The sequence below is a fragment of the Thalassospira sp. A40-3 genome (assembly GCF_015871485.1).
GTDB classification, from domain to species: Bacteria; Pseudomonadota; Alphaproteobacteria; order Rhodospirillales; family Thalassospiraceae; genus Thalassospira; species Thalassospira tepidiphila.
This window is the reverse complement of record NZ_CP065428.1, coordinates 3,136,735-3,153,850: the sequence shown is the minus strand read 5'-3', so window position 1 is coordinate 3,153,850 and position 17,116 is coordinate 3,136,735. Positions and strand designations below refer to the sequence as shown.

Annotated in this window: 15 protein-coding genes; 1 reads left to right on the top strand and 14 read right to left on the bottom strand. The window is 56.2% G+C overall.

Annotation, left to right across the window (positions count from 1 at the left end; genetic code table 11):
* Positions 1-24: 24 nt before the first annotated feature.
* From IT893_RS14560 to IT893_RS14495, 14 genes are all read right to left on the bottom strand, one after another.
* The gene (locus IT893_RS14560) at positions 25-888 is read right to left on the bottom strand and encodes a cell division protein FtsQ/DivIB (RefSeq protein ID WP_197145606.1); all 864 of its coding nucleotides are present in this window, start codon (positions 886-888) and stop codon (positions 25-27) included.
* Entirely contained in the window at positions 876-1,790 is a 915-nt protein-coding gene (locus IT893_RS14555) for a D-alanine--D-alanine ligase (protein ID WP_197145605.1), read from the bottom strand. The genes IT893_RS14560 and IT893_RS14555 overlap by 13 nt, the downstream gene beginning before the upstream one ends.
* On the bottom strand, positions 1,787-2,731 hold the full coding sequence (gene murB / locus IT893_RS14550; protein ID WP_197145604.1) for a UDP-N-acetylmuramate dehydrogenase: 945 nt from the start codon (positions 2,729-2,731) through the stop codon (positions 1,787-1,789). The genes IT893_RS14555 and murB overlap by 4 nt, the downstream gene beginning before the upstream one ends.
* Before the next feature lie 7 nt (positions 2,732-2,738).
* Complete coding sequence (gene murC, locus IT893_RS14545) at positions 2,739-4,148, bottom strand: UDP-N-acetylmuramate--L-alanine ligase (protein WP_197145603.1); 1,410 nt, start codon at positions 4,146-4,148, stop codon at positions 2,739-2,741.
* Positions 4,145-5,344 (bottom strand): undecaprenyldiphospho-muramoylpentapeptide beta-N-acetylglucosaminyltransferase, encoded by a 1,200-nt coding sequence (gene murG, locus IT893_RS14540; protein ID WP_197145602.1) that lies wholly within the window; start codon positions 5,342-5,344, stop codon positions 4,145-4,147. The genes murC and murG overlap by 4 nt, the downstream gene beginning before the upstream one ends.
* Before the next feature lie 154 nt (positions 5,345-5,498).
* A complete protein-coding gene (gene ftsW, locus IT893_RS14535) occupies positions 5,499-6,638 on the bottom strand; it encodes a putative lipid II flippase FtsW (RefSeq protein WP_008889595.1) in 1,140 nt (379 codons plus the stop codon).
* Positions 6,635-8,041 carry a UDP-N-acetylmuramoyl-L-alanine--D-glutamate ligase gene (gene murD / locus IT893_RS14530; RefSeq protein ID WP_197145601.1) on the bottom strand — a complete coding sequence of 469 codons (1,407 nt, stop codon included), beginning with the start codon at positions 8,039-8,041 and terminating at the stop codon, positions 6,635-6,637. The genes ftsW and murD overlap by 4 nt, the downstream gene beginning before the upstream one ends.
* A 12-nt stretch (positions 8,042-8,053) precedes the next feature.
* Positions 8,054-9,142, bottom strand: a complete 1,089-nt coding sequence (gene mraY / locus IT893_RS14525) for a phospho-N-acetylmuramoyl-pentapeptide-transferase (RefSeq protein ID WP_197145600.1) — start codon at positions 9,140-9,142, stop codon at positions 8,054-8,056.
* A gap of 45 nt (positions 9,143-9,187) precedes the next feature.
* Complete coding sequence (gene murF / locus IT893_RS14520; RefSeq protein ID WP_197145599.1) at positions 9,188-10,597, bottom strand: UDP-N-acetylmuramoyl-tripeptide--D-alanyl-D-alanine ligase; 1,410 nt, start codon at positions 10,595-10,597, stop codon at positions 9,188-9,190.
* A gap of 59 nt (positions 10,598-10,656) precedes the next feature.
* Entirely contained in the window at positions 10,657-12,117 is a 1,461-nt protein-coding gene (locus IT893_RS14515; protein WP_197145598.1) for a UDP-N-acetylmuramoyl-L-alanyl-D-glutamate--2,6-diaminopimelate ligase, read from the bottom strand.
* A complete protein-coding gene (locus tag IT893_RS14510) occupies positions 12,104-13,822 on the bottom strand; it encodes a penicillin-binding protein 2 (RefSeq protein WP_008889600.1) in 1,719 nt (572 codons plus the stop codon). The genes IT893_RS14515 and IT893_RS14510 overlap by 14 nt, the downstream gene beginning before the upstream one ends.
* A complete protein-coding gene (locus IT893_RS14505) occupies positions 13,819-14,250 on the bottom strand; it encodes a hypothetical protein (protein WP_064779592.1) in 432 nt (143 codons plus the stop codon). Before IT893_RS14505 ends, IT893_RS14510 begins: the two co-directional genes overlap by 4 nt.
* The gene (rsmH, locus tag IT893_RS14500; RefSeq protein WP_197145597.1) at positions 14,247-15,233 is read right to left on the bottom strand and encodes a 16S rRNA (cytosine(1402)-N(4))-methyltransferase RsmH; all 987 of its coding nucleotides are present in this window, start codon (positions 15,231-15,233) and stop codon (positions 14,247-14,249) included. The genes IT893_RS14505 and rsmH overlap by 4 nt, the downstream gene beginning before the upstream one ends.
* The gene (locus tag IT893_RS14495; RefSeq protein ID WP_064779590.1) at positions 15,230-15,733 is read right to left on the bottom strand and encodes a division/cell wall cluster transcriptional repressor MraZ; all 504 of its coding nucleotides are present in this window, start codon (positions 15,731-15,733) and stop codon (positions 15,230-15,232) included. The genes rsmH and IT893_RS14495 overlap by 4 nt, the downstream gene beginning before the upstream one ends.
* Positions 15,734-16,366: 633 nt before the next feature.
* Here IT893_RS14495 and IT893_RS14490 point away from each other — a divergent pair.
* Positions 16,367-17,056, top strand: coding sequence for an EF-hand domain-containing protein (locus IT893_RS14490; protein WP_252723965.1), 690 nt, complete (start codon positions 16,367-16,369; stop codon positions 17,054-17,056).
* Positions 17,057-17,116: the final 60 nt, after the last annotated feature.

The window sequence follows — 17,116 nt, the reverse complement described above, 5'->3', positions numbered from 1 at the left end:
GGGGAGGGTATCGGGGCGGTCAGTTCAGACCGCGCCCTCCTTCTTTGGCGGATTACGCCTTTGTTCTGCGGCACCGGGTGTGAGGCGGACAAATGTGCGGTCGGGCAGGCGCAAATCAACAATCAGAACATCGCGATCAAGGATGCTGTGTTCGCGATCAAGGACTTCGAGGCGCTGCCATGCCTTTTCCATGTTTTCCTCAGGCAGGCGAATGAACATGCCGTTGGCAAGCTGGATGTTCCAGCGACGATGCCCGATGCGCTGGGCACCGGTGATCTGTTCATAAAGGTGCGGAATGGATTGCAGGGTGGTCAGCATTTCCGCCGCACTTTTCGGTGCATCGTCACCGACAAGAACTGGCAGATCAAGGTAATCACCAAGTTCGTAATTCTGAAGTTGCTCGCCATCGCCATCGATCAACACATGGTCGCGGCCCTCGGTTTGCCAGATCGCCAGTGGTTTGCGTTCAACAACCGAGACGATGAGGGTGTCGGGCAACTGGCGTTCGACGGTAGCACTTCGGATCCATGAAAGCTCTTCGATGCGTTCGCGGGCGGCGTCGACATCAAATGTAATGATCGGCGTGCCCGGTTTCTGTCCGATGGCCGCCAAAAGGGCATTCGGGTCGGTTTTTTCGCGACCTGAAACTTCGATATTCTTGACCGTCATGCCAAACGCGGCAGAAAGCCGAACACTTTCCTGCGTCGCCAGTCTCATCCATTTATCGGCCTTGCCGGTATAAACAAGGGCTGTCGGAACAATCACGATGGCACCAATGAAGCCGGTCCACCACATGACCCGCGCGATCTTTTTGACGTTGGTGCCAACGCTATGTTGTTTATCAAGCTTCTCGCGCCGTTCGCGGGCCTGTTCTTCTAGCGTTCGCACGATGCATCCTCCACCATCCATGCAACGATGTCGGCAAAGCTCATGCCGTCATGGCGTGCGGCATCCGGGACCAGTGATGTCGGCGTCATGCCCGGTTGGGTGTTAATCTCAAGGATTACCAAACGGTGGTTTTCCGGGTCATAGCGGAAATCGGCGCGTGCCACACCCCGGCAGCCAAGCGCCTTATAAGCTTCTTCGGCGTGACGTTGCAGACGATCGCGCAAATCGCCTTCGATGTCGGCAGGAACGATATGTTCTGAGCCGCCCTGGGCATATTTGGATTCAAAGTCATAAAATGCGTGATTGCCGGTCAGGATTTCGATGACTTCCATCGCCTCGCCGTCCTTGACGGCAACGGTCATTTCGCGCCCGGGAATGAATTCTTCCTGCATGACGCCTTCACCATGGACCCAATCACGGGCCAGCATGTTTTGTTCTTCCTCGACCGTCAGGATGATTTCAACCCCGACCGAGGATCCCTCGTTATTGGGTTTCAAAACATAGGGCGGCGGCAATGCCTTGCCAGATGCGATGTCTTGGCGCGTGACCCAGACATGACGGGCGCAGGGAATTTCGTATTCGGCAAACATCGCCTTGGCGGACATCTTGTCCATAGCAATTGCCGATGCCCGAACACCGGAATGGGTATAGGGGATGTTCATGATTTCAAGCAGGCCCTGAACCGCGCCATCTTCGCCCCAGCGGCCATGCAGGGCATTGAAAATCACGTCCGGTTTGGGATCAAGGGCCGCCAATTGATGGGCGAGATCACGGTTTGCGTCGATTTCGGTGACTTTATAGCCCTTCTCGCGCAACGCCTTGGCGCATTCGCGCCCCGAGGACAGGGAAACTTCCCGTTCTGCTGACCAACCGCCCAGAATGACAGCGACATGTTTGTTCATGCGTCTTTTCCTATGATCGAGTGGCCAAGGCGTTCGCCAATGCGCCGGATTTCCCAGCGCAGCTCAACGCCGCTGTGTTCTTTGACCCGCCTGCGGACCTCTTCGCCCAACTGTTCAAGATCAAGGGCGGAGGCATCGCCCTTATTGATCATGAAGTTGCAATGCTGTTCGGACATCTGCGCGCCACCGATGGTAAGTCCCCGGCATCCGGCGGCATCAATCAATTCCCAGGCGCGATCAGGCACCGGATTGGCAAAGGTCGATCCACCGGTGCGTGATTTGATCGGTTGCGATTCCGCGCGCGCCTTCTGGATTTCATCCATGCGTTTGGCGATGTCTTCGGGATCACCGGACGATGCGCGCAAGATTGCGGATGTGAAAATCCAGTCTTCCGGAAGCCCGCAGTGGCGATAGGTCATATTCATTTCATCTGGCGTGACGGTGTGAATGTTGCCGCTGCCGTCAATTGCGGTTGCCGATACAAGGACATCCTTGATCTCGGTGCCATAGGCCCCGGCATTCATGCGTAAGGCCCCACCGATGGTGCCGGGAATTCCAGACAGAAATTCCAGACCGGCAATGCCGTTCATCTGTGCGGTTTGCGCAACATTGAGGTCAAGCGCGCCGGCACCGGCGTGAACCGCGCCATCTTCAACCACCACGTCGGTAAACGGGCGACCAAGGCGGATGACAACCCCACGAATGCCGCCATCGCGCACCAAAAGGTTCGAGCCAACGCCGATCACGGTTACTGGCATATCCGCCGGTTTGCCTTTCAGGAAGGCGGCAAGGTCGGCTTCGTCTTCTGGGCGAAACATCACGTCTGCCGGGCCACCAACCTGAAACCAGGTGACTTTGGCAAGTTGTGCGCCTTCGCGCAGCTTGCCACGCACCTTGGGCAGGAGGTCGATCAGGGGCGTATGGTGTTTCGGCGTGCTCATATCTGCCTCAGTTCTTGATCGCTTCAAGTTGGGCGGGCAGGGCATTTGCCCATGCGCTGATGGAACCAGCACCAAGGCAAACAACAAGATCGCCCGGCTTTGCTTCGGCTTTGATGACTTCGGCCAGTTTTTCCGGCCCTGCAAGTGCGCTGACATGGCGATGGCCACGGTTGCGCAGGCCTTCAACAAGGGCATCACGCGATGCGCCTTCAATCGGGCTTTCACCGGCTTCGTAAACGTCGGCAACAATCACACTGTCAGCATCGTTAAAGCAGGTGCAGAAATCTTCAAACAGGTCATGCAGGCGCGAATAACGGTGCGGCTGAACCACAGCAATCACGTTGTTCTGGGTTGCCTGACGGGCGGCCTTCAGCACCGCCTTGATTTCAACCGGGTGGTGACCATAATCGTCGATAATGGTGACACCATCGACTTCACCGGTTTTGGTGAAGCGACGTTTAACGCCGGTAAAGCCATCAAAGGCGGATACGATTTTCTCATCCGGGATGCCAAGTTCAAGCGCGACCGTGATCGCCGCCAACGAGTTCGAAACGTTATGATCGCCTACCATCGGTAAACGGACATCCTTGATCACGCGTTCTTCGCTATCGACGCGTTCGCGGATCACGACATCAAATACGGTGTCGCCGATATTGGTGCGCACATTAACCGCACGGACATCGGCCTGCGGCGAAAAGCCGAACGTGAAAATGCGGCGATCCGTGACGCGCCCGATAAGGGCCTGGACTTCGGGATGGTCGATGCACAGAACGGCAAAGCCATAGAACGGGATGTTCTGAACGAAGTTCTTGAAGGCTTCGCGCAGTTGATCGAAATCTTTCCAGTGATCCAGATGTTCCGGGTCAATGTTGGTCACGACTGAAATCGTCGACGGTACTTTGACAAAGGTACCATCAGACTCATCGGCCTCAACCACCATCCAGTCGCCTTCGCCAAGGCGGGCATTGGTGCCGTATGAATTAATGATCCCGCCATTGATCACTGTAGGATCAAGGCCAGCCGCATCCAGCATGGTCGCAACCAGCGATGTGGTCGTGGTTTTGCCGTGCGTGCCGCCAATCGCAATGGCGGCCTTAAGACGCATCAATTCGGCCAGCATTTCAGCACGACGCACGACCGGGATCATCGCGGCACGCGCGGCAACGACTTCGGGGTTGGTCGGCTTGACGGCGGTTGAAATCACAACAACCTTGGCGTCTTCGACGTTTTCTTCCTTGTGGCCGACAAAGACCTTGATGCCAAGGGCGCGCAGGCGCTGCACATTGGCATTGTCTGAAATGTCCGACCCCTGAACGGAATAGCCGAGGTTATTGAGGATTTCGGCAATACCGGACATGCCGATGCCACCAATACCGACAAAGTGGATGGTGCCGATGTTGAGCGGCAGGGTGTTCATTGAGAGTCTCCTCGGTCTTGCGTCATGTTTTTGTTATCCGGGCTTCCTGCCGGGTTCAGGCCCAGCATATCAAGCACCATGTCAGCCAAACGCTCTGCGGCATTGGCGCGCCCACTGCTTTTGGCGGCTTTTGCCGCACGGGTAAGCGCCGCGGAGTTGGTTAAAAGTTTTGCCAGGCGATCTGTGACGGCCTCACTGCTAAAACGTTCTTGTGGCATAAGCCACGCACCACCAGAATCTTCGATCTGCTGGGCATTGTAACGCTGATGATCATCAATGGCATGGGGCAGGGGTACGAGAAAACCAGGACGTCCAGCCGCGGTCAGTTCCGCCACAGTCGACGCCCCCGAACGGGCAATTACCAGATGGCAATCGCGCAGGCGTTCGGGGATATCACTGATGAAGGATGCCAGGGTCACGTCGATTTGCGATCCGTCATAGGTCTTGCGTACCGTATCGATATCTTCTTCTCGCGCCTGTTGGGTAACAATCAGGCGTTTGCGGATGGCCTCCGGCAGGTTGACCAGTGCGGTTGGCAGAACTTCCGACAGGATGCGTGCGCCTTGTGATCCGCCCGTGATCAGAAGGCGGATCGGACCGTCGCTGGTCGGGGCCTCGTACTCGGTTGCGGCAAGGGCTGCGACCTCGGCACGGACAGGATTGCCCGTCCAGATCACTTTGGCCTCGTCACTTGATGCAATCATCGTGACCTTGGCAAAGGATGTCGCGATGCGCTGTGCGTTGCTGGCAACAAGACGGTTAGCACGGCCCAAAACCGCGTTTTGTTCATGAATGGCATAGGGAATGCCAAGCCACTTGGCCGACATGGTCGCCGGGATAGAGGCATAACCACCAAAGCCGATCACGGCCGCGGGTTTGGTCTTTTTGATCCGTTTGCGGGCCTTGAGCGTGCCAAGGCCAAGCCGGGCGGCCCCGATCAGGCGGCCTTTGATGCCTTTGCCGGCAATGCCGCCGGCCGGCAGGATGACGGTTTCGACGCCGTCAACGCCCTCGGTATAGCGTGCGGCACGGGCATCGGTGAAAAACAGGACCTTTGCACCACGACGCACCAGCGATTTGGACAAGGCAACAGCCGGAAACATATGCCCGCCAGTGCCACCGGATGTTACGGCGATCACCTGACCTGCGAGCGGTGTCTCGACGGCAGAAAGTTCTGGGTTAGCGAAGTCAGTCATCTTGTCCACATCTAAAACGACGGCAGTGCGGGGAGGGTCCCCGACAGTTACCCCCATCAGAACCCGACAAAGGTTAATATCCCTTCAAACCGGGCGTGGAATAACACCTGATTTTGTCGTTTTGATGCAGAAAGTTTTAAAGGGGTGATGGCAATTATTCGCCGGGTCGTTTTCGCGTTAGTGCCAGAACAAATCCCATGCCAATCGCAATCCCGATCGTGGCCGACCCGCCATAGGAAACAAACGGCAACGTCATGCCCTTTGGCGGGACCAACTGCAGGGTGGAAGCCATGTTGATCACGGCCTGCAAGCCGAACTGAACCAGAATGCCGGTGACGGCCAGAACGACAAACAGGTTGCGTTCCCCCATCAGGCGCGAAAGACCGCGCATGATGATGAAGGTAAAGACACCGACAACCAGCACACAGAACAGAAGACCGAATTCCTCGCCAGCGACGGCAAAGATGAAGTCGGAATGGGCATCCGGGATGGAGTTCTTGACCCAGCCTTCTCCCGGGCCACGGCCCATGATGCCACCACTCATGAAGGCTTCCATGGATCGTTCGATCTGATAGCTGTCACCAGATGCCGGATCAAGGAAGCGGTCCACACGCGACTGAACGTGCGGCAAGATCAGATAGGCCGTAACGGCCAGTCCAACGGCGCCAAGCCCAAGACAGAACACCAGAATGATCGGAAGTCCGGCAAGGAAGATCTGCACCGACCAGATCGAGGTGATGACAACGGTCTGACCAAAGTCCGGCTGGATCATCAGAAGGAAGATACAAACAGCCAGCATCAGGCTTGAAACGATATAGCCCGGGAAATTGGGGTTGAGACGCCCTTCGGCAAACATCCAGGCAATGACAACCGCAAAGGCCGGTTTGAGGAATTCGGACGGTTGCAGGTTGATCCCGGCAACGTTGATCCAGCGTACTGCACCCTTGATGTCTGATCCGATGAACGGGGTGATGATCAGCAAAAAGAGCACACCCAGAAACATGAAGGACGCCAGACGCCGCACCCATTTCACCGGCAACAGCGAAATGGCAAACATGCAGACTGTCGCCATGCCAAGGAAAACGAACTGGCGGGTGACAAAGTGGAAACTGTCAACATTGATGCGATCAGCAACCGGCGGACTTGCCGACATCACCAGAAGCGCGCCAATCCCCATCAGAAGGATGATGGCCGCCAGCAACCAGCGATCGACCGTCCACCACCAGATCCCCAGAACCGAGGTATCGGCACGCGAAAAGGCGATATTCGTGTTATGACCAAACAGGGACTTCATGCGTTTGCCTTCCCGGTCATGTCACCACTCGCCAATGCGTTGTACAGATCGCGGAAGGCATCGCCGCGCGCCTCAAAGCTTTTAAACTGATCAAACGATGCGCAGGCCGGGGTGAGCATCACCACCGGTTTGTGATCACCGCTGGACTTGGCGTCGGCAAAGGCCATTTTGGTTGCGACATCAAGGGTTTCGCATTTCTCCCATGGCAGATCATCACCAAGGGTTTCGGCAAATTCGTTGGTCGCGGCACCGATCAGATAGGCTTTCTTGATGTGGGGATAGAATTCCTGCAATCCCTCAATTCCGCCTTCCTTGGGTTTACCACCGGCAATCCAGTAGATGTTGTGATAGGCCGAAAGCGCCTTTTCTGATGCCTCGGCATTGGTGGCCTTGCTGTCATTGATAAACACCACGCCATCAATGGTGCCGAGCAATTCCTGTCGATGTGCCAGACCCGGGAAGGACATGATCCCGTCAATGATCCGGGTGGCATCCACACCGCGCGCACGGCAGAGCCCATATGCAAAGGCAATGTTTTGCCAGTTGTGGCGTCCGGGCATCTGGTTGACGGTCGCAAGGTCCAGAATACGGGTTTGCGCGCCGGTCATGTCATCAATCAGCCAGCCATCCGCATCAACATAGATGCCGTGATCGACCGGTTGCTTGACGGAAACCTCGATGATGTGCCGACCGCCTTCACGGGCCAGTTCAACCGCCATTTTGGTACACGGCTCGTCATCAATGGAAATGATCGCCCATTTCGGCCCCTTTGCACGGGCAAAGATCAGGTGCTTGGCGCCGATATAGCCATCCAGTCCGCCATGACGATCCAGATGATCCGGCGTGATGTTCAAAAGCGCACAGGCATCAAAGGCCGCATGTTCCAGCAGTTCAAGCTGATAGGATGACAGTTCAAGAACCAGACAATCATCGGCGGTGGAGGGTTCAAGCCCTAGGGCCGCATTGCCAAGGTTGCCGCCCGCCTGCGTCTTGATCCCGGCCTGCCCGATGATGTGGGCGGTCAGTGCTGTGGTGGTTGATTTGCCGTTGGTGCCGGTGATGGCAAGTGTGGGCACATCAGGCTGCGCCACACAAAGCAACTCGACGTCGCAAATGATCGGTTTGCCCGCACGGCGTGCCTTTTCAGCCGCCGGATGCGGGGTCGGGAAGGTGGACGGAATACCCGGGCTGATCACCAGCATGTCGGGTTCTGTCCAGTCACATTCCGCCAGATTAATCGGGGCAAGGCCAAGCGGTTCAAGCTGTTCACGTGATGATGCGTTGTCATCCCACGCCCAGACGATGGCACCTGCATTGATCAATGCCTTCACACTGGCAAGTCCGGATTTCCCAAGACCCAGAACCGTGATGGTTTTGCCGCGCAGATGTGAAAGATCAATCAATTCAGTATGTCCTTAACGAAGCTTCAGGGTTGCAAGTCCAACCAGGGCAAGGATCACAGCAATGATCCAGAACCGGATCACGATGGTCGGTTCCTGCCAGCCCTTTTTCTCGAAATGGTGATGAAGCGGGGCCATGCGGAACACGCGTTTGCCAGTCAGTTTGTAGGACCCGACCTGAATGATTACCGACAGGGTTTCCAGAACAAACAGGCCACCAATGATCGCCAGAACCAGTTCGTGCTTGGTGACAACCGAAACCGCACCCAAAGCACCACCAAGGGCAAGGGATCCGGTATCCCCCATGAATACCATCGCAGGCGGCGCGTTGTACCAAAGGAATCCAAGGCCGGCACCAACCAGGGCGCCAAGGAAAATGGTCAACTCACCAGAACCGGCAACGTAATGGACCTGCAGGTATTCGGCGAACTGAACGTTACCGATCAGATAGGTAATCAGCGCGAAGCTGGCCGCGGCAATCATCACCGGCACAATCGCCAGACCATCAAGGCCATCCGTCAGGTTCACCGAGTTCGAAGCACCGACCATGACAAACATGGCAAACGGCACAAAGAACCAGCCCAGATCCAAAAGGAAATTCTTCAAGAACGGGAAGGCAAGTGCGGTCGAAAGCGGATCGGCGGTGTTATACGAAATCCACCATGCGGCAAGGGCCGCGATGGAAAACTGCCCAAGAAGTTTGAGCTTACCCGGAAGGCCTTTGGTGTTGCGCTTGGAAACTTTCAGGAAGTCATCAAGGAAACCAAGGAAGCCATAGCCGATGGTGACCAGCAAAACCGCCCAGACATAAGGGTTGGTGAGGTCGGCCCAAAGCAGGGTGGCAATCGATGTTGACAGCAACAACAAAAGCCCGCCCATGGTCGGCGTGCCTTTTTTGGTCAAAAGGTGGCTTTCAGGGCCGTCTTCGCGGATCGGTTGGCCTTCGCTTTGTTTGGAACGCAACCAGTTGATCAGGTGCGGGCCGATCACAAAGGCAAGCACAAGCGACGTGATGATCGCACCACCCGTACGGAAGGTGATATACCGAAACAGGTTCAGTACCGGCATCTGATCAGCAAATTGATAAAGCAGATTATAGAGCATTGCTCTGGTCGTTCCTTTTGCGACTTATCCTGTTGCGGTTGTGGATTATTCCACCACGCCACAGGATTTTAAGGCCGATACAATTTTCGAAACGTAAATGCCAAGCGATCCTTTGACCAAAACCACATCGCCATCGCGCAAATCGGCCTTTATTGGCTCAATTGCGTCTTCGGCTGTGTCAAAATGGCCAGCATTTCGTTCGGAAGGCAGGGTTTTATCGAGTTCAGCCATCATCGGCCCAACCGAGTAAACCCGATCAATTTCAAGTGCGGTCAGCGGTTGATGCAAATCGGCATGCATTTTGGGTGCGATATCGCCGAGTTCGCGCATTTCGCCCAGAACGGCAATCCTGCGTCCGCCGTCACCCGGTTTGGTCTGTGACAGGACCTTAATCCCCGCCATCATCGAGGTCGGATTGGCGTTATAGGCATCATCAATCAGGGTAAAGGTTCCATCGCCGGAGGGCAGCTTGACCGTGTGTGTTTCACCACGACCGGCAGGCGGTGTAACATCCGCCAGATCCTGCGCGGCACGTACCGGGTCAGCGCCAATCGCGTCAACACATCCGAGCACCGCAAGCGAATTCAGAACCCAGTGTTCACCGGGGCAGCCGATGAAATATTCAAGGTCGCGTCCACCGACACGTGCGCGGACGGCACTGCCATCGGTGACGATGTTGGCTTCAAACAGGCGATAGTTCGCCATGGCATCGGTGCCAAAGCACTTGATGTTGCCAAGGCCAAGTTCCTTGGCACGCCGGGCAAGGGCGAAGTAATGCATGTTGTCGCGGTTCAGAATGACCGTGCCATCCTGATCAAGGCCATCGAAAATCTCGGCCTTGGCCATGGCAATTTCGGCTTCGTCCTTGAAAAATTCGGTGTGGGCGCCGACCACCGTTGTGATCACGGCTACACTTGGCTTGACCATTTTGACAAGCTTGCTGATTTCGCCCGGATGGTTCATGCCGATTTCAAAAACACCAAAGTCGGCATCGGCGGGCAGGGTTGCCAGAGTAATCGGCACGCCCCAATGATTGTTGAAGCTGGCCGGGCTGGCATGGGTTTTCCCCTGCTGGGACAGAACGTATTTCAGGGCTTCCTTGGTGCCGGTTTTGCCGACACTGCCGGTGATGGCAACGATTTTGGCTTTGCTGCGCGCTCGTCCGGCAAGGCCAAGGCGCTCAAGGGCTGCCATCGTGTCATCAACCAGCAGAACCTTGTCGGTATCGGTGATGCCTTTGGCATCCGAGACCATGACGGCATGTGCGCCGGCATCAAGGGCGGCCTGGGCGAATTTGTGACCGTCGAAATTCGGGCCTTTAAGGGCGATGAAAAGATCGCCTTCGCTGACTTTGCGGCTGTCAATCGAGATGCCGGTTACCGTCCAGTCCCCTGTGGTTTTGCCACCGGTTGCACTCGCGGCATCCTGTGCGGTCCATAAAACAGCCTGCGTCATAACGTCACTTTCTTTTCGCTCAGACCATCACGGCCAAAGCGCCGTAACGGGAATTAAGGTCAGTTGCCACCCGCAAGAATGCTGCGGGCAACGGATGCATCATCGAATGGAAGGACCGTATCACCGACAACCTGGCCTCTTTCATGGCCTTTTCCAGCAATAATCAGCACATCGTTGCGCTGAAGAATGCCAATGCCGCGTTTGATCGCTTCGGCGCGATCACCGATCTCGACGGCACCTTCGCACTTGACCTTGATCGCCGCCCGAATGGTGGCCGGATCTTCGCTGCGCGGGTTGTCATCGGTGATGATGGCAATATCGGCAAAGTCGTGGGCAACCTGTCCCATCAACGGGCGTTTGCCGACGTCACGGTCTCCACCGGCCCCGAATACACAAACAAGGCGGCCTTTGCAATGCGGACGGACGGCCTTGATCACGGTTTCAAGCGCATCTGGCGTATGGGCATAATCAACAAAGACCGGTGCGCCAAAGCTGGTTTTGCCAACCAGCTCAAGACGACCACGCACACCTTCAAGCTTTTCAAGCGCAAGGACTGCCTGATCAAGGTCAGCACCCGATGCCACCACGATGGAAAGGGCGGCCAGTGCATTCATCACCTGGAAGCTGCCCATCAGCGGCAGGTGGATGTTGTATTCGCCCTTGTTGGCAGCAAGGCTGATCTGGGTGCCGGTGCTGTCAGGGGTTGCCTTGATCAGTTTGATGTCATCGGCATTCTGGCCATAGGACATCACATTGATGCCGCGCTTGGCGCAAAGTTCTTTCAGAAGGCCGAACTGTTCGACATCGGCATTAAGCACTGCCGTGCCGTCTGCGACCAGAAGGTCCGAGAACAGGCGGGCCTTGGCGGCAAAGTATTTTTCAAACGTGCCATGATAGTCCAGATGATCACGCGACAGGTTGGTAAAGGCGGCCACCGTGACCTTCACGCCATCGAGGCGGTATTGATCCAGCCCGTGCGAGCTTGCCTCCATCGCGACATGTGTAACACCAATGCCACACATTTCATCAAGGCTTTGGTGCAGGGCAACCGGATCGGGCGTGGTCAGCGATCCGGGGATCTTTGCCCCAGCGGCCCGAATGCCAAGCGTTCCGATCGATCCCGACATGTTGCCAAGGATCGTCCAGAGCTGCTCGGTAAAGATCGCCGTGGATGTTTTGCCGTTGGTACCCGTGATCGCCGCGATGTTTGCCGGCTGCTTGCCATAGAAACGGGCGGCAAGCTGGGCATAACGTTTGCGCGGGTTTTCCACCGGGATCAGCGGAACCGTGGGGGCTGCCGGTCTTGGCGTTCCATCCTTTGCAAGGATGGCCGCGGCACCAAGCTTGATCGCATCGGCGATATACTTGGAACCGTCATCGCGTGCACCGGACAGGGCGGCAAACATATAGCCATCCTTCACGGTGCGTGAGTCTGCTGTCAGGCCCGTGATATCCGGGTCCTGTCCTTCGGCATGTTTCAATGCCGCTTGATCACCTGCCATGAGCTCAGAAAGACGCAAGTTTGCGTTCCCCCTTGCGAAGTTCGATCTGCAGCGCTTGCTCAATCTCCGGCGCCTTCGCATTCGCCGGTTCAATGCCCAAAAGGGGAGCAATACGTGTCACAACCTTGCCAACTGCAGGGGCGGACACCCAACCTGCTGTGGCAAATCCATAAGTTTCTTTAGTGCCTTTGGGCTCGTCCAACGTCACCAGAACCACATATTTCGGGTCCTGCATCGGGAAGGCGGCGACAAAGGTCGACATGCGGGCGTTCTTGACATAGCGCCCGTTCACGAGTTTTTCCGAAGTCCCGGTCTTCCCGCCAAGGAAGTAACCCGCCACTTCGGCGTTCTTGCCAGAACCGTCGGTTACGACCAGTCGCATCAGGCGACGCAGCAGTTCCGACGTTTTCTGGGAAAATACACGTTCGCCTGCCGGTGCGCCGTCCTGTTTGAGGATGGTCGCAGGGCGGCGAATACCACCATTCACAAGGGTGGAAATGCCACTGACAACCTGAAGCGGGGTCACGGCCAGACCATGACCGAATGAAATCGTCATGGTGTTGATGTCGCGCCACGGATTGGGCACAAGCGGTCCGCCAACTTCAGGAAGCTCGATCTGCGGTTTGTCGAGCATGCCAAGCTTTTTAAGGTATTTTTGCTGGGTCTCGCCGCCAAATGCCATTGCCATGCGGGCTGACCCGATGTTCGAGCTGTGAACAAGGATTTCCGGCAGGGTCAGCCAGCGATTCTCGCCGTGATAGTCACGAATGCGGAACCCGCCAATTGCCAGCGGTTCAGTCGCGTCATAGACCGAATTCAGCGTCGATGTGCCGGTTTCAAGCGCGATGGCCGTGTTAAACAGCTTGAACACCGAACCCATTTCGTAAACGCCAAGCGTGGATCGGTTAAAGCGTGCATCGGCTGGTGCCTGGCCCGGGCGATGGGGGTCAAAGTTCGGAAGCGATGTCATCGCAACGACTTCGCCGGTATAGACATCCATCACAAGGCCTGCCGCACCAACCGCGCTGTAGGTTTCCATCGCGTTTTCGACTTCTTCGGCAAGCGCGTATTGCACGCGGGTATCAAGCGAAAGTTCCAGTGGGCCGTTATTGATGCGCAATTCGTTGTCAAATTCGCGCTCAGCCCCGGCGATGCCGTTATTGTCGATGTCGGTGAAGCCCAGAACATGTGACAGAAGACGCCCATGCGGATAAACGCGGCGTTCTTCACGCTGGAAATTCAATCCCGGAATGCCAAGCGAGTTGACGTCATATTGCTGTTCCGGCGTCAGGTTACGGCGCAGCCATACGAATGCCTTGCGCGAACTCAGATGACGGATCAGTGAATCGCGGTCCAGATCAGGCAATACGGTCAACAAAAGGTCGGCGGACTCAACCGGGTCCTTGACGACACGGGCATCGGCATAAAGCGAATTGGTCGGAAGGTCGGTCGCCAGCAACATACCGTTGCGATCAACGATATCGGCGCGCTCGGTCTTGAGTTCACGGGTATCGGTTCCGGATGCGACAGCCGGTTCATTGCCCTGACGCAGAACCGATGCATCAATCAGGCCATAGGTGATCCAGCAAAAACCGATGATGAACATCGCGCCGGTGATAAAGATACGGTTGCGCGCGGTTTCAAGCGCAAGACGTTCGCGCTGATCCGGGCCCAGTTCCGGACGGTCGCCACGCAGCCAGTATGAAAAACGGGTCAGGCTCATTGTGCGCCTCCCGTTTCGGTCGCGACGGACGGGGCATCAATGATCATGGTATCAGCCGCCTCGTCATACATCAGATCACCCGGACGGGCGCGCGGGACGGGCATGAAGGCAACCGCCTCGCCAAACTTGTTGATGCGATACTGATGCAGATCGGCGTCTTCGGGCAGATCGTCGATGCTTGCCATCTGAAGCACGTCAATCTGGGCAAGGCTCAGATACTGTCTGGACAGGCGTTCGATACGTTCCGGATTGTTCAGATAGCTCCATTCGGCCTGAAGAACATGGATGCTTTCCTGTTCGGCCAGAATGTCGGACTGAATATCTGCATAACGTTTTTCAAGACGTTCGACCTGATGGCTGACCCAATAGGTGCCGGTGCCGATCAGGATGGTCAAAACAAGGCCAATGATGGTTACCGCACGGGTCATTTGCGACCTCCCTGCGATGTAGCCGGTTGGTCGTTGCGCGCAACAGCGCGCAGTTTTGCCGAACGTGCGCGCGGGTTGGCGCGAATTTCATCTTTCTGACCGGTGACGGCCTTGCGTGTAATTGTCGTAAAGGTCGGAATGGCGACTTCCGGTTCACCGGGCAGGCGACGTGACATCTTGTTTGGATCGCCAGAGCGTTCCTTCATGAATGTTTTGACCTGCCGGTCTTCAAGCGAATGGAAAGTCACAACCACCAGACGGCCACCCGGTTTCAGCAGCGTTTCAGCGGCATCCATGGCGCGTTCAAGTTCGCCAAGCTCATCATTGACGTAAATACGCAGCGCCTGGAACGTCCGTGTGGCGGGATCAATGCCGTCCTTGGATTTGCGCACCACAGAACGCACGGCACGGGCGAGCTGGGATGTGGTGGTAAAGGGTTCCTCTGCGCGCATTTCGATAATCTTGCGCGCGACCTTGCGCGATGCGCGTTCCTCGCCATAGCGGTAAACGACGTTGGCGATGTCTTCTTCTTCGGCGGTATTGACGAAATCGGCCGCCGTCGGTCCAGACATCGACATGCGCATATCAAGCGGACCGTCTTCGCGGAACGAAAATCCGCGATCGGCCTGATCAAGCTGCATCGACGAAACGCCGATATCAAGAACGATACCATCGACCTGCTGCGCACCTGCCGCCGGGACAAGTTTGGCCATATCGCCAAAGCAGCCCTCGACCATGTGGAAGCGGCCGTCATATTCGGCTTCAAGCTTTTTGCCGGTGGCAACAGCGGTCGGGTCGCGGTCGATGCCGTAAAGTTCGCAGTTGGCAGAGTCAAGAATGGCGCGGGAGTAACCGCCTGCGCCAAAGGTACCGTCAACCATGATCTCGCCGTCACGCGGTGCAAGGGCTTCTAGGACCTCGCGGAGCAGGACCGGCTTGTGCGGACGATCTTCAGTGGCAAAGCTTAGGTCATTGCTGCTCATGATGCGTCCTCCTCCGTTGCGGTGCCGGGACGTGCACCTCTGGGGAGTTCAGTCATCGGTTTGAGCTTCAATGTCGCACCACGGTTAAGCGTGCGGGTCCGGCTGGCTTCTTGCAGGGGCTTGAAGATGTCAGGGTTCCACAGGCGGAAGGTGCGACCACGGCCGACAAAGGCGACCTGATCTTCGATGCGGGCGAACTCGATCAATTCTGCGGGCAGAATGATGCGGCCTTCGCCGTCGTAAGGAAGCATATGCGAGGAGCCAAGGATGGTGTCTGCCAGATCGTCGGCCTCGTCAGAAAACATGTCGAGTTCATCAAGCGATGCGGCAATGCGCTCCATATGGCTGTGGCTGCAGCCTTCAAGTGCGCTTTCCTTGTGGGATTGATACAGGTAGATGCCGGCGAATTCTTCGGTATCGAGGGCCGCACGGAACCGTTTGGGGACGGATACGCGTCCCTTCCGGTCCAGCTTGTGAATGTGCGTCCCTGTGAACAGCACTTCGCCATTCCCCTGATCAAAAAACCGATCTCAGAACACTGGCCCTCATGGGCTGTCTTGCGACTGTCGTGTGTCTGAAATGGATATGCCCCGCGTGGCACGGAATTTGTGCCTCTTTATGGGGTACCATGGGAAATCATGGGGGTCAATGGGATTTGATGGGCAAGAATGTGACGTTTTGGCACTTCCCGAGGGTTTCCGCGGTATATGCAGAAAGGCTGAAATCGGCCAAAAATGCGAGAAAACCGGCGGCGATCCATCTTCTGCCCATAAAATCCCAATTCCGTTCCATGGGGACCCATGGGAAGACCATCGAAAAACCGGATTTTGGGTTTTGATGGACCAGTTCAAGAATTGGATCTGAATGGGGTTGTCGAAGACAATTTGCGATTTGATGGCCAATCGGGTTTGATGCGCGGGCAAACTCCTGCAAAATGTCGAAATGATCTCTGATGGTTTTGATCGGCCATCACGAATGAAAATGTCCCCGAATGGGGCGTGGTCCTCTGGCGCGGGGCAGCGTCAGTGAAACGAAGGAAGCGATTGTTGCGGATAAAAGCTGCCATTCTATTAATGGGTTGTGCATTTTCCTGGACCGTTTTGGTTCCCGGGCTGAACACCGTTACGGGTGGGGTGGCCACGGCACAGGGGCTCAGTCTTGACCCGGCCGGTGGCGGATCAAATTCGCCCGAAGTTTCATCACCACAGATGCGTGAATTGCTGCCCTTGATCATGCAACAACTGCAAAACAATCCGGAACTGATGTCGCAGTTTGGACTGGGCGGGCTTTCGGGGCTAAATGGCCTGAATGGGGATGGTTCTGGTGCAGGTGCCAGCGTTCCCAGTATGACAGGCGACGGTGTGTCGAACATCCCCGGATTGAATGAGGCCATCGCAAAGGCGCTAGCCCAGAAAAATGGGGGCGCGGGCGTCGCCCCATCGGGCATTCCAGAACAGGTCAAAGTCTATCGCGAACAATACCACCCGGTTGATATCGACCAGGATGGTCGTATCAGCGCGGATGAGGCTGCCGCATATGCCAGCTGGATGTTCCGGCGGCGCGATATCACTGGCGATAATGTTTTGGTGGCGCGCGAATTTGCCGCGGTTGAAAAATTGCCGGGTTCTTCGGATGCCAATCGACAAAGATTGCGCACCGAAAGCCGCCGACTTGAATTGCTGTTTCCGGAATTTGATGCCGATGGCGACAAGATGATCAGCAAGGAAGAATTCATGGCGCAGGTGCATGCGACCTATGATGAAAAGCGCGGAGCGGAAGCGGATATTGATCCGTTTTCGTTCCAGACGGTTTTGCCATTCTAGGGCTGCGTTACTTGGAAACGCATTCATCACATGACAAGCATTCAATAAACTGGCATCCGT

What these genes read in the sequence shown, in the direction of transcription:
- IT893_RS14555 (WP_197145605.1), bottom strand. Translation starts at nt 1,790, where the DNA reads ATGAACAAACATGTCGCTGTCATTCTGGGCGGTTGGTCAGCAGAACGG.
- murB (WP_197145604.1), bottom strand. Translation starts at nt 2,731, where the DNA reads ATGAGCACGCCGAAACACCATACGCCCCTGATCGACCTCCTGCCCAAG.
- murC (WP_197145603.1), bottom strand. Translation starts at nt 4,148, where the DNA reads ATGAACACCCTGCCGCTCAACATCGGCACCATCCACTTTGTCGGTATT.
- murG (WP_197145602.1), bottom strand. Translation starts at nt 5,344, where the DNA reads ATGACTGACTTCGCTAACCCAGAACTTTCTGCCGTCGAGACACCGCTC.
- ftsW (WP_008889595.1), bottom strand. Translation starts at nt 6,638, where the DNA reads ATGAAGTCCCTGTTTGGTCATAACACGAATATCGCCTTTTCGCGTGCC.
- mraY (WP_197145600.1), bottom strand. Translation starts at nt 9,142, where the DNA reads ATGCTCTATAATCTGCTTTATCAATTTGCTGATCAGATGCCGGTACTG.
- murF (WP_197145599.1), bottom strand. Translation starts at nt 10,597, where the DNA reads ATGACGCAGGCTGTTTTATGGACCGCACAGGATGCCGCGAGTGCAACC.
- IT893_RS14510 (WP_008889600.1), bottom strand. Translation starts at nt 13,822, where the DNA reads ATGAGCCTGACCCGTTTTTCATACTGGCTGCGTGGCGACCGTCCGGAA.
- IT893_RS14505 (WP_064779592.1), bottom strand. Translation starts at nt 14,250, where the DNA reads ATGACCCGTGCGGTAACCATCATTGGCCTTGTTTTGACCATCCTGATC.
- rsmH (WP_197145597.1), bottom strand. Translation starts at nt 15,233, where the DNA reads ATGAGCAGCAATGACCTAAGCTTTGCCACTGAAGATCGTCCGCACAAG.